10 protein-coding genes and 1 pseudogene are annotated in these 15,713 nt (G+C 53.6%); 3 read left to right on the top strand and 8 right to left on the bottom strand.

Annotated elements, in window-relative coordinates; genetic code table 11:
* A complete protein-coding gene (locus tag Q31a_RS16120; protein ID WP_145079934.1) occupies positions 1–1,404 on the top strand; it encodes a sulfatase family protein in 1,404 nt (467 codons plus the stop codon).
* 812 nt (positions 1,405–2,216) lie between these two features.
* Here the strand turns inward: Q31a_RS16120 and Q31a_RS16115 are convergent.
* On the bottom strand, positions 2,217–3,644 hold the full coding sequence (locus Q31a_RS16115) for a sulfatase family protein (RefSeq protein WP_145079931.1): 1,428 nt from the start codon (positions 3,642–3,644) through the stop codon (positions 2,217–2,219).
* Between the two features lie 250 nt (positions 3,645–3,894).
* Between Q31a_RS16115 and Q31a_RS16110 the strand changes: the two genes are divergently transcribed.
* Both Q31a_RS16110 and Q31a_RS16105 read left to right on the top strand, forming a co-directional pair.
* Entirely contained in the window at positions 3,895–5,100 is a 1,206-nt protein-coding gene (locus tag Q31a_RS16110; protein ID WP_145079929.1) for a DUF1552 domain-containing protein, read from the top strand.
* Between the two features lie 60 nt (positions 5,101–5,160).
* Positions 5,161–7,440 (top strand): DUF1592 domain-containing protein, encoded by a 2,280-nt coding sequence (locus tag Q31a_RS16105; protein ID WP_197355322.1) that lies wholly within the window; start codon positions 5,161–5,163, stop codon positions 7,438–7,440.
* Between the two features lie 236 nt (positions 7,441–7,676).
* Here the strand turns inward: Q31a_RS16105 and Q31a_RS16100 are convergent, their stop codons facing one another.
* The 7 genes and pseudogenes from Q31a_RS16100 to Q31a_RS16075 form a co-directional block, all read right to left on the bottom strand.
* Positions 7,677–9,248, bottom strand: a complete 1,572-nt coding sequence (locus Q31a_RS16100) for a mercuric reductase (protein WP_231690786.1) — start codon at positions 9,246–9,248, stop codon at positions 7,677–7,679.
* Positions 9,249–9,393: 145 nt separating this feature from the next.
* Positions 9,394–10,386, bottom strand: coding sequence for an MDR family oxidoreductase (locus Q31a_RS16095; RefSeq protein ID WP_145079924.1), 993 nt, complete (start codon positions 10,384–10,386; stop codon positions 9,394–9,396).
* Between the two features lie 80 nt (positions 10,387–10,466).
* Entirely contained in the window at positions 10,467–11,252 is a 786-nt protein-coding gene (locus Q31a_RS16090; protein ID WP_145079922.1) for a hypothetical protein, read from the bottom strand.
* The gene (locus Q31a_RS16085) at positions 11,249–12,646 is read right to left on the bottom strand and encodes a glutamate decarboxylase (protein WP_145079920.1); all 1,398 of its coding nucleotides are present in this window, start codon (positions 12,644–12,646) and stop codon (positions 11,249–11,251) included. The genes Q31a_RS16090 and Q31a_RS16085 overlap by 4 nt, the downstream gene beginning before the upstream one ends.
* A 233-nt stretch (positions 12,647–12,879) precedes the next feature.
* Entirely contained in the window at positions 12,880–13,107 is a 228-nt protein-coding gene (locus Q31a_RS30855) for a hypothetical protein (protein ID WP_145079918.1), read from the bottom strand.
* Between the two features lie 429 nt (positions 13,108–13,536).
* Positions 13,537–13,791 (bottom strand): annotated as a pseudogene (locus Q31a_RS31435) (aldehyde dehydrogenase family protein); the annotation flags it as partial.
* 452 nt (positions 13,792–14,243) lie between these two features.
* A complete protein-coding gene (locus tag Q31a_RS16075; RefSeq protein WP_145079916.1) occupies positions 14,244–15,698 on the bottom strand; it encodes a secretin N-terminal domain-containing protein in 1,455 nt (484 codons plus the stop codon).
* Between the last annotated feature and the right edge of the window lie 15 nt (positions 15,699–15,713).

Below are 15,713 nucleotides of genomic sequence, written 5' to 3'. Positions count from 1 at the left end.
ATGAAATCAACTGCTTTTATTGCATTGGCGCTTGTGAGCTTGCTTACTTCGGTTGCAGCCGCTGACACTCCCCGTCCCAACATCCTGTTCATTTTTGCTGACGATTGGGGCTGGGGGGACCTCGGCTGTCACGGGCATCCCTATGTCAAGACACCCAACATCGATCGCTTGGCTCGCGAAGGAACTGACTTTCATCGGTTTACCGTTGCCAGTGGTGTCTGTTCTCCCAGTCGTACAGCGGTCATGACGGGGCAGTTTCCGGCGCGATACAACATCGACGGGCATTTTGCTTGGGTGCCCAGCAACGCGAAACGTAACATGCCGGATTGGCTGGATACCGATTCCACCACCCTGCCGCGACTGCTGCAGCAAGCGGGCTACGCAACCGCTCATTTCGGTAAGTGGCATTTGGCGAACGATATGATCCCGGACTCGCCAGCACCTGGTGAGTATGGATACGATGCCTACGGTGCGTTCAATTGCTCTGGAGAGCAGATGCCCGTCCACGAAGATGCCGAGAACGCGATCGAGTTTATCGAGCGTAGCGGGCAGGCGGGAAAGCCATTCTTCGTCAATCTGTGGATTCATGAACCGCACACTCCCTTCCATGTGGTCCCAAAGTACCGATGGCGGTTTCGGGAAAGTGGATTGCAGGAAGCTGACGAAATCTACGCATCGGTACTGTCACACGCCGACGAGCGGATCGGGGAAGTCTTGGATGCTCTAGACCGACTAGACCTTGCAGAGAATACGCTGGTGATCTTCAGTTCCGATAATGGACCAGCCCGCGCGAAGGACGCTAGGCCGCTTGAGTTGAGCTATGACACCGCTACCGGAGCAGGGTTTGGCATCGCTGCTTCGAAAGGCATTACCGCAGGACGGAAGGGCTTTAAGGCGTCGCTGTTCGAGGGCGGGATCAACGTGCCCTTCATCGCCCGCTGGCCTGGGAAGATTGCAAAAGGCAAAGTCGATCGTCGACTGATGATCTCAGCGGTCGATTTGCTTCCTACTTTTTGCGAAGTCGCCGGCGCGAAGTTGCCTGAGCAGTATAAGCCTGACGGAATCAGCCAGCTCAAGCAACTTCAAGGCGGAACCAGCCAAGGAAGAGGCAAGCCTCTGTTCTGGAAGATGCGAGGTGGCGGAAAGCCCGGGCAAGCCGATTCCTTTCATTGGGTCGACTACTGCATTGTCGATCAAAATTGGAAGCTGCTCAGCGACGAAACGGCTGACTATGTGGAACTGTATGACATTGTTGCCGACGTGTACGAAGAGCAGGACGTGAAGGAGTCGCATCCGGAGATTGTCGCTCAGCTGATTGAAAAGCTCTCGCAGTGGAAGTCCACGCTTCCAGCACACCCAGACCCAAAGAATTTCTCGTCACTCCGTGGCGACTCACCACACTAGAGTCAGGCAGGCAAGTGTGGAGCGGGCCGCGCGATAGCGGAACCTCGCGTATGCCAAGCTAGTTTTCCCGTAACCGTTCACGACCTTCCTTATCCACTTACAATTTCAACCATTGCTTCAGGTTGGAGTGTAGGTCGCTGACAACGGCGAACGGTTTCGAAGCATCCAGGCGGACGTTTTGACAGGAAGATGGGGGCAGGAAGATGAATTGCTCTGGCTATTTTCCTGCCAACATTTTCCTGCCAACAACATTCTCTGCTGCACCCGACTCGCCCCCAACCAAACTCAACCGCGCGGAGTAGTACTAAGCAAGCTCACCGCTGCGAAGCATTTAGTCGGTCGTTCGCGCCCTTCCTCATCCACCGGGCAGCTTCATCAAGTGCTTCAGGTTTGAGCTTAAGTTGCAGACAACCGTGAACGGTTACGTTTTCCCAAGCTAGAAAGCGTCGAACAGGGGCCAATGTTGCTATTGGTACTGGTCCCAAACAGACCGAGCGCGTCCCGAATCGTACTCCGCTGCGAGACGAGTTGTTGAAATCGTAACCCGCCGCGTGAGCAAGGAAAGGTGGTTGCTGCTACAAGGTAATTAGGGACGCTACCGCCGCGGTAAAATTCAAATTGCTATTAAATCGACAGCCCGGTGAGCAAGGATAGGTGTTTTCGGCTACCGAGTCGTTAGGATGCTATCATCGCGTGAAACCCAAAAAACGCTCTCAATTTAGCCATCTGATGGACAGGAACCCAATGACACTTTGTTGAGCAACTAGGGGCCTTACCAGTCCAGATTAGAACACCCGCAGCTTAGGCATTCGTCAATGCTCAACCATCTCCAAGACGGGATCTTGGATTGCTTGCATGCGCGAGATCAATTCTCGGTGAAGGCGTTCGATAGTCGCTTGATTCTTTTCGTCTGCGATCACATTGGTATGTTCACCAGGATCTGCCTGTAAGTCATACAGTTCATCGCGTTCGGGGTTCAAGAAATCACGAATCAATTTCCAATGAGGCGTGCGGAGTGATCGCATGTGTGTGCGAGATTGGTGGAGCGTGGAATATTGCGAAAAAATGTTCTCGTCCCAATCCAATTCAGTCTGGCCGGCTAGAACTTGGGATAGATCTCGGCCGCGCACCGGTTGAGATGCAGGCGAGCTACCACCAGCAATACTCACCAGCGTGGGGAACCAATCCAAGTGGGAGATGTTCGTTGTAATAGTACTCCCCGGTTGGGTGACGCCGGGCCAGCGCACTGCAGTTGGCACTTTCAGCGACGTGTCGTACATGTTCGGTCTTTGGCCTTGGGGAATGTTTTCCGTGGCGGCTGGTAGTGCATCGGGCATCAAGATCCAGTGCCCGTTGCCCTTATGCCAAATCCCGTTATGCCCCATGTTATAGCCGTGGTCCGAGGTGAAAATGACCACCGTATTATCCGATAGATTCATGTCGTCGAGCTTGCCCATGAGGCGTCCAACGTTGCGGTCGACGCCGCGCACGCTAGCGAGATACTCCCGCGTTTTCTTTTTGACCGTCATCGTGTCAATTCCAGGGTAATTCGGATCGGGCAAGTCGACTTCAAGGTTTTCAAAGGGCGCCCAATCCTCGGGTGCGACTGGCAGCCAGGCTGCGTGGGGAGCACGGAAGTGCAGAACGAGTAGGAACGGCTGGTCGCGGGGACGATCTTCTAAAAACCCGATGGCGTGATCTGTCAGAATATCCGTGGTCAGTCCTTGAAACTTCTTATCCTGGCCGTCTTTCTCCAGGGTAGGATTGTTGGGGGACCAGCCCCCTCCCCGATGGCCGATGAAGTAGTCAAAGCCATTGTGAGTCGGATGGAATTTGTCGGGTAAACCGAGGTGCCACTTTCCGATAATTCCGGTGTAGTACCCAGCATCGTGGAGGCATTCATACCAAGTCGTCAAATTTGGCTCCAAGCCGAGGTCTGGTTCAACTCTAGGATTGATCCAATCGTGAATTCCAACTTCGCTTCCGTACAGACTCGTCGCTAAGGACGCTCTGGATGGGCTGCAAACGGGCGTCGGTGTGAACGTATTTGGCAAATAGGCTCCCGATCGAAATAGTTCATCCAAATGGGGTGTGTCGGCGTGAGTTGGGCCAGCGTGCACGCCGATGGCCCAAGGTGCCTGATCGTCGGTCATCATGAACACGACATTGGGCCGCTCGACTGCATGAACGCCAGCGGCCCATGCCACCACCGTCAAAGCGGAAAGGAGAAAGTGTTTCATAAGGTATGCTCGAAAGAAGAGGAGGCGTGTTGCCGTTGAGGATGGGCCGTATGGTTAAGATTGGTTGATGAAAGTGGTAGTTTGAGCTTTGCATTGAAACGGCTCTAAACCTTGGCAACTGCGGTGAACGCGTCGGTTGGGGCACCCAAAGCGACGACTAGCATTGTAGACGAGGACAATGCGTTGGAAAAACTCTTGTGGTAGATGTCTGCTAGAATAGACCAGACAACACAAGTGCCTGGGAGAAGACATGCAACGAAGAACTTTTGTCAAAGCGGCGGGGTTGACCCTGCTTTTGCCGCAGCTGGAAAGCTTCGGCCAAGAGCCCATAAATCCAGTAAAGCGGTTGTTTACCGTCGTCAACCACCTGGGGTTTTATCAGCCCGCGCTGCTGCCCGACCAAGAGTCCCCTGTGCTTCTCAAAAATTTGGAGGCGCATCGAGAGAACTTGAAGATCTTCAGCGGCATGGACAATCCAGGAGTGCAGCTGGGCAATGGCCATACGCCCTGCGTCGGCGTCCTGTCTGGCTATTTTAACAAGCTGCAACGCAAGAATCGCATTTCGTTCGATCAACAGGCTGCTGAGCTCTTAGGCGGCGAGACTCGCTTTCAATCCTTGGCTCTGCAAGCGGGGCAGAACCTGAACTTCTCCCAAGTCTGCTGGGACCGGCACGGCTTGCCTGTCTACCAAATGGATTCTCCGGAGCGAATTTTTAACTTGCTCTTCGGGGTGGACGAGAATCACGCCCAGCAGAAGCAGATTCTGGCGGAAGAGAAGAGCATTCTCGATATGGCGTACGAGCATGCTAAATCGATGTCCAAAGATCTGTCTCATCGGGATCGTGAGAAAGTTGATGACTACTTCACATCAGTTCGAGAAGTGGAGAAGTCGGTTCGCAAGCGGGTGTTCTGGAGTGATTCGGACAAGCCGCATACGGACTATGAGCTTCCGCAGTACTCCAATCGCAGCGTCGAAGACTATTTGCAGGTAATGCTGGATCTATCGTTGTTGGCTTTCGAAACCGATTCGACTCGAGTGGTCACACTGCAGATTCCGTTTTGGGAGAGCTTTTCGCAAGACAATATTGTTGGTAGCTATCACGACTTCTCCCACCATGGCAAGAAGCAATCCAAAATCGACAAGCTGCTGGTCATGGAGAACATGATTCTAGGCAAGATCGGAAGCACTTTAGCAAACATGAAGAGCAAGTCGATGTCGGCGGGGCGCAACCTGTTCGAGGAGACTTCCACTTTGGTCACGGCATCGATGGGCAATGCCAGTGCACACACTTTCGACGACCTGCCGGCGCTTTATTTCAATGGTTCGGTCAAGCAATTTCAGCACGAAGTGCGAAAGAATCGCCCCATCTGCGACGTCTATTTGTCGATACTGCAGGACCTGGGGATCGAAGAGGATGTGTTCGGGGAAAGTGAATCAACGGTGTCGTTGACTTAAGTTTTTTCGTGTCCGCTGTGCACCTTCATGAATGTCGGTGCTCCAATGATTTGTGATTCCATGAGATATATTGCGTACGCTATCGTCCTCTGCTTGTTGCCAGGTGAGGTCTTCGCTGAGTCTTTTGAAGCCCCGTTCTTTGCGCAGTACTGCGTGGCATGTCACGGAGTTGACCAACCGGAGGGAGAGGTTCGTCTCGATCCACTCAGCGAATCTCGTCTCGCCAACCGTGAGTTCTTGGAGACGCTCATTGGCGTGCTTGATGAGCGGGAGATGCCACCAGCCAAAGAGCCACAGCCAGCCGACGACCTGCGTCGGACTATGGTACAAGGCTTGAAACGAAGGCTGCGTGAAGTGGCACCCCCTAGCCTGCTCAAGCGGCTAACGCGTGAGGAGTACACCAACACCATTAATGATCTCTTGGACACCAACTTTGAGTTGACGGAGTTCCTGCCCGATGATCCTAGCGGTGAACGGTTCAATAAGGCTGGCGAATCGCTTTTGATGTCACCCTATCAAGTGCAGGCCTATTTGAAGACGGCACGGTTCGTTGCGAATCAATTGATCCTCGATGAAAAACCGCTCGTGCGCGGCTGGGATTTTGAAATCGAGAATTTTCGCGGCAGTTCGCGCGGAGACTACCAAACCAAGGATTCGCACGTCCTGACCACCAATTACCCGTGGCGCAGCAATCTCCATTTTTCCACGAGTGGCGATTCGGAGGAGTTGTTTGAGATTCCTGAGTTCGGAAGGTATCGGTTCGAAGCCGATGTGACTATCGTCAACTCGGAACTGGATCAGACGATCGGCGTCAACTCGGGGGATCCACGCTATCCTACCAACCTAAAAAAGATCCAAAGGTTCGTGCTGCCGAACCAAGCGAGCTCTCTTTCTCTGGATCTCACCTTGCTACCTGGTACCGAGATCTCCTTTACCTTCGATAGTGCAGCTACTTGGAATATTGGCGAGGGGGCTGAAAAGCACCGAAAGTATGCGGGGCCGAAGCTCATTTTCAATAGAGTGAAAATCACCGGACCGATTTATGATGAGTGGCCGACTGTTGCGGAACGACGCATCTTGTTGAGTGAGTCGGAAGACCCTGCTGAGCTCGCCCAGCATTTGGCCACTCTGTTTATCCACCGTCCGCTTCCACAGAAAGATCTCGACGCAATCACCGATCTTGGGCAGCGCACGTTGGATGCGGGAGGTACTTATCGCATGGCCGCTCGTCGAATGGTCACCGCAATCTTGAGTTCCCCGTACTTTCTTTACAAGCACGAGCCGAGCACTCTCGATGACAGAGCGTTTGCCGCTCGGTTAGCCTATTTCCTATGGAACTCAGGCCCAGATGAAGAGTTGTTGCGGGCAGCTGATTCGGGCGAGCTGCAGTCGAAAGAGTTGCTGCAGGCACAACTCGTTCGGATGTTAGCTAGCCCTAAAGTCTTCCGTTTTTGCGAAGACTTTACCAGGCAATGGCTGCAGACCGATCGGATCGATGATGTTGCACCCGACCATCGTCTGTTCACCAACGTTACCACGCTACACATCGATGCACTCTCGGGGGAAGCCAACGCGCTGTTTCGAGAAATCCTTCTGAAGAAGCTGAGCATGGTGAATTTTATCGATTCCGATTTTGCGATGGTAAATGATTTGACCGCCGAGTTCTACGACTACCCGCCCGTTAGCGGCAGGGAGTTCCGCCCTCAGAATTTCGCTAGTGATAGCCAGCGAGGTGGTTTGATTGGCCAGGCAGGAATACTGAAGCTGACCTCGGGCAGCTTCAGTACATCTCCCATTTTGCGTGGAGTTTGGATCTTGAAGAATCTCTATGGGGAAAAACTAGAACCTCCTGCGGATTTGAAGATCGAAGAGCCCGATATCCGAGGCGCAAAAACCATGAAGGAAATCATGGCGCAACACCAGAACGTGGAAACATGCAATCGCTGCCATAGGAAGATCGATCCACTCGGGCTGGCCTTGGAACACTATGATTCTTTGGGAAGATGGCGCGATGAGTACACGCATGTTGAAGTTTTGGCGAACTCAGATAATGGGGAGACCTTGAAAACCAGCCGGATGCCCATCGATACGACGGCGAGTCTCTGGGATGGTCGTCCGGTCAATTCCTTGCCAGCAGTTAAGAGTATTCTCCTGGCAGACAAGGAGCTGGTGCTGAAAAACATCGTGTCCAAGCTGATTTCGTATTCCACAGGACGCGACGCAGGTCTTCAAGAAGAAGTATTTATCAACGATGTCTATCGCCAAATTGAGGAAAGCGATTTTTCGTTGCACGAAGCCATTGTCGCCATCTGCACTCATCCAGCGTTTCTCAGAAAATAGGCTTTGCTTGCAGAGGAGGAATCGACTAGCTGGGGCCAGGAATTCTGCACTGGGCCGATGCCCACTGCGCCGCTTGCGCCCAACCATGAGGCGAGTGCCAGTGCGTGCCGATAATCGCCCGACGGATTCGTTCGGACTCATGGCGATCTCAACCAACGGTCTTCTGCGAGAGCCCGAAACAAGGCTACCGCTGCCACGGAGGGCCGCCCGCAAATCTTTCGAGAGACCAGCTAAGTCTAGCTGCCAACATTCCAACGCATCAGCGCTTTTAATAGCTTGGCACTGAGCGGTGTCAATTTCGTTGTAATAAACTGGTCGCCCAACTTACGAATCGCTTCGGCTTGAGTTGGGTAGGGATGGATCGTAGCACCGATTTTCGATAGCCCGACACCGTTGCACATCGCCACGCTGATCTCGGAAATCATGTCGCCCGCGTTTTCAGCGACAATGGTGGCACCCACAATTTTGTCGGCTCCCCGCTTGGTATGGACCTTAACGAATCCTTCCTGTTCACCGTCCAGTATTGCCCGATCGATATGTTCCAGAGGCTGAGTGTAGGTGTCGATTTCGATACCAGCTTGTTTCGCTTCGTGCGGATATAAACCGACATGGGAGATTTCTGGTGATGTGTAAGTGGCCCAAGGGATCACTAGCTCACTCGCCTTCTTCTTTCCGAAGGGACCGACCGCGAACAGGGAGTTCTGAATCACGATGCGAGCTTGGAAGTCGGCAGCATGCGTGAATTTGTACTTCGAGCAAATGTCGCCAGCAGCGTAGATTCGCGGGTTGGTTGTCTGCAGATAGTCGTTCACTTCGATTCCCCGTCCATCGTAGCGAACATTGACCGCTTCCAGATTAAGTCCATCGGTGTTAGGAGCGCGCCCCACGGCGATCAGCAATTGGTCGACTTGGAGGTCGTAGGGAACGCCAGCTTGCTGCCCCACAATTTGAATTTCATCATTTTCGGTGGAGTGAACGGCTAGGTCCGAACTATTGAGAATCAAATGAACGCCATCGCGTGAAAGACTTTCTTGCACGATCGTGGCTGCATCGGAGTCTTCGCGGGAAAGGATCTGACCAGAGCGTTCAAAAAGGTAAACTTCGCTGCCGAAGCGCGCGAATGTTTGCGCCATTTCGGCACCCACCGGCCCAGATCCAATGATTCCCAACCTCTTGGGGAGATCGGTTAGCGAAAATAGGTTTTCATTAGTTAGGTAGTGGACTGTCTCGAGTCCTGGAATCGATGGCGCTGCGGCGCGTGCGCCAGCAGCGATGACAGCCTTCTTGAATTTCAGTTCCCTGGTCGAGCCGTCCGAGTTGGAAACGGTAATCGTTGAATTGTTGGTGAATTTTCCCGTTCCAAAAAAGACGTCGACACCTAAGTCGGAGAAACGCTGTGCGGAATCAGCGGGACTGATCTGCGCGCGCAAACGTCGCATGCGCGACATCGTCTCTCCAAAGTCGACGCGTGTTCCATCGGGAACATGCACTCCGAATTTCTTCGCATCGCGCACCGTTGCAGCCACGCGGGCGGCGCTGATGATGCCTTTGGAAGGAACACATCCTACGTTCAAACAGTCCCCGCCCATCAACTCGCGTTCGATCAAGGCAACCCGTGCTCCCAGCCCCGCAGCGCCAGCAGCAGTCACTAGGCCCGCCGTGCCGGCTCCAATTACGACTAAGTGGTACGGATGCAATGGCGTTGGATTGGACCAAGTACGCGGATGTACGTTTGCTTCCAACTCGAGATTGTGCGCATCACTGGGCTGCAACTGTACGAGTGGCATCTGGGGCGTGTTTTCCGGCATCAGATTGTGTCTCTGGCTTCCAATTAGAATTGCGAGAAGATTGCTGCTTAAACTACGCGCCTGTGAAAAACTTGCTGAATCGGCTGCAGGTTTGCGCGCAAGTGCAGAGGGACTGTTGCATTACGAGCCTAGTTGGAATTGGGAATTAGGTGTTAACATCCACAACGACGCGGCCCTGCACCTGCCCTTGAATAATTTGGTGGCACAGGAGCGGAACGTCGGCCAGCGTCGCCATCTGCATCATCGCATCGAGCTTTTCTAAGGGCAGGTCTTCGGAGATGCGTTGCCAGGCTCGTACGCGTTTTTCCGCTGGATACAAGACGCTATCGATGCCCAGTAAATTGACACCACGAAGTAAGAAGGGCAGCATGCTGGCCGGGAGCGCAACACCGCCGGCTAGTCCGACCGCGGCTACCGAGGCACCGTACTTCAGCTGGCCTAGAACACGTGCCAACATCTCACCACCGACGGCATCAACGCAGCCAGCCCAAACTTCGGATTCGAGTGGCTTTCGCGACACCGAGCCAATTTCGTTGCGAGCGATGATCCGGGTTGCTCCTAATGAGAGCAGATAGTCGGATGTCTCGGGGCGGCCCGTAACCGCAGCAACCTGATACCCCAACTTTCCGAGAATGGCAGTCGCGATGGAACCGACTCCGCCGGAAGCCCCCGTCACGAGGACTTCACCCTGCTCCGGCTTCAGGCCATGGTCCTCAAGCGTCAGCACTGCGAGGATGGCAGCAAATCCAGCTGTCCCAATGGCCATCGCTTGCTTGGTCGTCAAATTCTTCGGCAGGGGAACCAGCCAATCGGCATTCACGCGCGCCTTCTGTGAGAATCCTCCCCAATGCAATTCTCCGACTTTCCAGCCAGTGAGGATGACTTTATCGCCAGTTTGGTAGCGTGGATCCTCTGAATTCTCCACAGTGCCCGCGAAATCGATTCCAGCAATGTGAGGATAACTACGCACCAGGGGACTGCCGGCCTGCAAGCACAAGCCGTCTTTGTAGTTGACGGTCGTGTATTCGACAGCCACGGTCACGTTTCCTGCCGGCAAGCGATCCTCAGCCAATTCTTGAACAGATGCGGTGACTTCCGTGGGGCCCTTCTTCTCGATCAATAACGCTTTGAATGTCATGGATTCGCTTTGCTGTTAGAAATGGATAGCCCTAGGGGCTGGGGCACGTAAGCTGGGCCTGGGATGCCAGTCTGGTTCGGTCAAAGTTCAGCGGTCTCTGGCAGACGCCCCAATTCGCGTTCACTCGGTAGTTCGGACTTGATTGCTTCCTCTAGCATTAGCAGTGACCCGAGCAAGAAGAATATTGCTCCGACCAACGTGAGTCCGATGGAGATGGTACTCCAAGCTTCGTGCGCTTCGGGCAAGGCAATAGCGTAGACGGCTGAAATCATGAAACCGATGCATCCGAGTAAATTGGCGAACACCACCCACCAAGACAACTGTCGTGGCTGAAACCAGCTCTGCCCTTGGTTGACTTCAACGAATGCTAGGTAGCCTGAGCTCAAAAACAGAATGGAACCTATCACATCGGGCGTCCAAACCGCCAGATCCTGTTGCATCCAACTGAGTGATGGTAGCATCGCATCGTAAGTATTGATATTGAAGAGGAGCGTGCCAGCAAACTGCAATGCACAACTCCGCCACCCCACGTCCTGCGGACGCCAACCGAACCATTTTCGCGTTGTGCCAACTTGAGGATGTGCGTTGGCAGCTTGGTAGAGTTGCAGCCAAGCAGCGAGGGTAAACGGAATCGAGCCTGAGAAGAAAATCGCATTGATATAGGGTTGCAACGAGCAAGCTGCTGCCAGAGCTGGTAGCAGAGTCAGTAGGCTAGCCACGGCAAACAGCAGGGATCCGATCGCAAAGATACAACCGATCCACCAATTCAGATTTTCTGGCTTCCACAACGGCGAGAGCACGGTTCCAAGCCGGTGGGAACCGAGCGACTTGCGCAAGTGGCGAGGCGTGCGAACCGTTGGTGTCAATGGTGAAACCCTGAGGCGTCGTCTGCTGTGATGGCAGTCTGGTGTGGGTGTTTCTTCAAGTGGGCAATTGCGCGATCGATATCTTCGACGAGCAGGGAGCCCAAATCTCGGCTAACTCCATGTCGTACCAGTATACGCTGGATGACGGTGTCTTGGCAGTTGGAGGGAAGCGAGTAGGCCGGTACCTGCCAGCCACGCGTTCGAAGCCGGTCAGCCAGCTCGTAAAGATTGAATCCAGGATCGATCCCCTTCTTCATCTTCCAACAAAGAGCCGGGATGCCAGTCGCACGATCACCATCGTAAAGAACGTCGAACAATCCGAGCTTTTCAATCTCAGCGGAAATAAACTTGGCGGTATCGTAACACGCACCGTGGATGCGGCGATAGCCATTGAATCCGAGTCGTAAGAAGTTGTAGTATTGGCAAACAACCTGCCCACCGGGGCGAGAAAAGTTGAGGGCAATGTCACGCATGTTGCCGCCCAAATAGTTTACCCAGAAGATCTCTTCTTCCGGCAAGTCTGCTTCCTCACGCCAAATGATCCATCCAACCCCCAGGGGAGCCAAACCAAACTTATGCCCCGAAGTATTGATCGATTTGACGCGTGGTAAGCGAAAATCCCACACGAGGTCGGGAGCACAAAATGGAGCAAGGAATCCGCCACTGGCGCCATCGACGTGCATGCGAATATCAAGTCCGCTAGTCTTCTGCAGTTGGTCGAGCGCATCGGATATTTCCTTGACGGGCTCGTACTGGCAAGTAAAGGTAACGCCTAGCGTGGGCACAACTCCAATAGTGTTCTCGTCGCAACGCTTGAGAACTTCCTCGGGGGTCATGATCAAACGGTCGTGCTCCATCGGAACTTCGCGAAGTTCGATATCCCAGTACCTCGCAAATTTGTGCCAACAGACTTGGACTGGCCCGGTGATCAAATTGGGTTTGTCGTAGGGAAGCCCCGCGGCCTTCCGCTTGGCTTCCCACGCTCGCTTCATCGCCATTCCGCCCAACATGGCTGCTTCGCTTGATCCCGTTGTAGAGCAGCCGATGGTGTTGGCAGCCTCAGGTGAATTCCAAAGATCCGCTAACATGTTCACGCAACGCGATTCAATTTCTGCCGTTTGCGGATATTCGTCCTTATCGATCATGTTCTTGTCCATGCACTCGTCCATCAACTTATGCACTTCTGGCTCAGCCCAGGTCTGACAGAAGGTAGCAAGGTTTTGACGCGAGTTTCCGTCCAACATCAGCTCGTCGTGTACCAGTGCGTAGACATGGCGTGAGTCGAGCTCCGCATTGGGAAATTGGAATTTGGGCGTACTGCCTGCAAGGTCGTCTGAACCATAAATGTCATCGGCAAGCTGGTCACGATTGGAGTTTTTGTCGTGTAGCGGCATCTCAATATTCCTAGCTAGATTTAGTTGCACAGGGGGCAGCTTCGGCTTCCCCGGTAATGGAAGGAGCGGAGTGAATCCAGATTTTGCGGCGAGCCTCCAGTGCGTCGGCGGACTTCACCTTTCCCAGGTTTTTATCGGAAATCTTCAAACACTCACGCGAAGCAAACGTTGGAGAAGCTGATGGGGAAGTGTGGGACACCCCTGCGATTAATACTTGAAGGATACTGCAGACGCTACTGCTCTGGGGTTCGGAGGGCCAGATTACAAGGCACAGATGTGACTCGCATCTTGAAATGCGCGGCTACAGGTCCATAACGCCTGTCTTTGGATCCACCGGAAGGCATGTTGTCGTCCATCCAATTGGGCATGTCGCCAATCACCACACCGCCGACATTCCGTTGATTCCAGTCTTGCTGGAACATCGTAGAGGTCAGGCGAGAAAACGGGGGCTTGCTGTTCAAAGGCATTGATTTAACGTTCTGCGAACGCAGCCTCTTGATTCGCTAGTTTCGGATCTTGCGGTACGTTTTTCAGTAGGGGAGGCTCTCCGCATAGCTCCTTGCGTTGGCCATCCATAGCAGTTTTTTATCGACATCCATGACTGCAGTGATTCACGTTTCAAGTCGCGTTGCTTCTTTTACAGAAATCAGTGCTCCAGGGAAAGCCGTTTCCTCTTGGGGAACGCAATGACCGCCCCTCGTGCTCGTTGCACTGAGCGGACTCGCAGCGTATCGAAATCGTTCTATCAACGAGCATCCCCTGAACACCAATGCAGCGTTGCCTCGCTTGCTAGAACGCCCTATCATCACCCGCTCAACCCCATCCGGGAGATTCGCATTGCTAAACGCGATGGAGGTAGCTTTACCGTCCAACTCAAACGTCCCCGATCCTTATCGGCTCTGGCTTTTGGCGTCCAAACGCCTTGTGAAGGATGCGGTTAAGTTGAGCCGCTTGAAATGAGAGTCGGTGGAGAGTCGACTACCACTCTCCTGAAGGCCAGGGGCAATCGAAAATGCGCCATTTTGAATCTCGGTCACTGCCAGGAATTTCCCGGTGATGAACGCCCGGATTGGAAGTGTACTCGGCGGCTTCAGCACGAAGGAGCAGTCAACCACGCGGACCGACCTAAATTTGTGGGCGACTAGGTTTGTGGGCGACTGGGTTTGTGGGCGACTAGGTTTCGTAGACGATCGATATGCGTACTGAGGAGCAAAGGCTCACTGGCCACCCGCTTCCTCAGGCCGACCTAGCCTGCTGCCTGCGGTGAGAGTTCTAGGTACATGACTTCGCCCGTCATCCGCACCGAGCCGACTCGTCCGCTGCAAGGCGGAACGCATCGAGCAGACGCAACACTTCACCCCGAGAGTCCCCTTTGACTTGGCAGCTGAGATTCATCGCCTTGCACCCTGAATTTGGCGCAATAGGGCTGCATTAACTGATTGACGATGGATCGGGTGGAAGTTTTTCCGCATTGGTTCGGATCGAACAACGCAATCTACGAACAGATGCAGCGTTTGCCAAGCCAAGAGCGTCGCGCGGTGAAGGGCAAGATGACGCTGTATCCAGTGAGATTTGCGTCGAGAAGTGAACTTGGGGGCTAATTTTTCGCTCTCTCCAGTAACAGCTGATAGCGCTGCTCAATAATCTTTTCTGCTTGAGTTGCTCTGAGTTGCACTTTCTCCTCGAGTGTATCGAGCTTTACACGTTGGGATCGAATCTCATCGAGTTGATCCGTTTGGCGTAGTTTGAATGCATTGGTGATCACCAGCCGCAGAGATTCCTGCAACCTGGAAATGGTTTCGGGTGGCAGGTGATTTTTCTGCGCAAATCTGAGTTGTTCAAAAGTCAAGCGAATCTCATTTTCGCTTGCTTCAACCCGTGGAGGTAAGAACGTACTGTGGGCGGTGCTTTCAGACCTTGGTTGCGCATGCTGGTTGTGGGTCGCTTGCGACGAAAGTCCCGTTGGTTCTCCGAAGGGGTTATCCACGCGTGTCGGATTTTCACCAAAGGGATTGGTTGATGGCGTAGTGTCATCGAAGGGGTTGGGGGACGCGCCGTCTTGGTTGAATGGGGCGGCAGATGAGGAATCGTCGAATGGGCTCTGTTGACCGACTGTTTTTCCAAAGGGATCATCCACGCGTGTCGGATTTTCACCAAAGGGATTGGTTGATGGCGTAGCGACATCGAAGGGGTTGGAGGGGACGCCGTCTGGGTTGAATGGGGCGGCAGATGAGGAATCGTCGAATGGGCTCTGTTGAGCGGACCCGCGATGCGGAGTGGCTGTTTGAGTTGGTAGCGTAATGCCGCTCATCTTGAAAACGGCTACGTAGTCCTCGGGGGCCGTTGATGCTTCCGGGGACTCCTTGCGTTCCTGGCTGGTTAGCACGTCAAAGACTTGCGGATGCTCAGTGCTCAATGGATGTGGCCCAGTCACGTATTTCAAGATGTCCCAACCTTCATTCAGTTTCGTCAGATCCTCTCGCGTGATTGAGACCTCGGGTGAAGCTTTCAAGGCATTGACGATCTCACTGTTCCAGGCCGTGGTCCGCACTTGAATCTCTACTAGCAATCCAGGGAACTGTGCGATGTCGCTCAATCTAAATCGGCTGGAACTGCTGCGCCTACAGATCAAAGCGTGGCTATCTGGGCCGGGGCCCAATCCGCCTTCGCCCCCAGACCAACGCAGTCTCGCAGTAGTGGTATCGCTGTGTAGGTAGAAGCTTCGTGTTTGGCTTGCAAGACTATGCTGCTCAGCGTGGGATTGAAGCTCTTCGAGGACTTCTCGGGCAGCGATCATTGCTTCTTGGGGACCTCTGAGCACCAATAGATTGGACTGTGGTTGGGCAGAGATGTCGAGCTCATCCGCTAGCTGCAGCTCCTTCAGCACTTTCTGCATGTCCTCGGCACTGCCGTATTCCACCTCAACCATGGCTACAACGTTTTGAGCCGTCGAAGTTGAGGCGGAAGGAGTCTGTGTGATTTCCTGTGCATCAATTGGATTCGCCGCGAGTGTGAAGAGCAGCAGGAGCCAGGGAGTGCAGCGCGTGAACATAAAGAGGTTCCTTGG

This window comes from Aureliella helgolandensis (genome assembly GCF_007752135.1).
GTDB classification, from domain to species: domain Bacteria; phylum Planctomycetota; class Planctomycetia; order Pirellulales; family Pirellulaceae; genus Aureliella; species Aureliella helgolandensis.
This window is presented reverse-complemented; position numbering and strand designations above follow the sequence as displayed.

Excerpts from the sequence above, each read along its gene's own strand:
- Q31a_RS16115 (WP_145079931.1), bottom strand. The coding sequence starts at position 3,644 with ATGAAACACTTTCTCCTTTCCGCTTTGACGGTGGTGGCATGGGCCGCT.
- Q31a_RS16095 (WP_145079924.1), bottom strand. The coding sequence starts at position 10,386 with ATGACATTCAAAGCGTTATTGATCGAGAAGAAGGGCCCCACGGAAGTC.
- Q31a_RS16105 (WP_197355322.1), top strand. The coding sequence starts at position 5,161 with ATGAGATATATTGCGTACGCTATCGTCCTCTGCTTGTTGCCAGGTGAG.
- Q31a_RS16110 (WP_145079929.1), top strand. The coding sequence starts at position 3,895 with ATGCAACGAAGAACTTTTGTCAAAGCGGCGGGGTTGACCCTGCTTTTG.
- Q31a_RS16120 (WP_145079934.1), top strand. The coding sequence starts at position 1 with ATGAAATCAACTGCTTTTATTGCATTGGCGCTTGTGAGCTTGCTTACT.
- Q31a_RS16075 (WP_145079916.1), bottom strand. The coding sequence starts at position 15,698 with ATGTTCACGCGCTGCACTCCCTGGCTCCTGCTGCTCTTCACACTCGCG.
- Q31a_RS16085 (WP_145079920.1), bottom strand. The coding sequence starts at position 12,646 with ATGCCGCTACACGACAAAAACTCCAATCGTGACCAGCTTGCCGATGAC.
- Q31a_RS16100 (WP_231690786.1), bottom strand. The coding sequence starts at position 9,248 with ATGCCGGAAAACACGCCCCAGATGCCACTCGTACAGTTGCAGCCCAGT.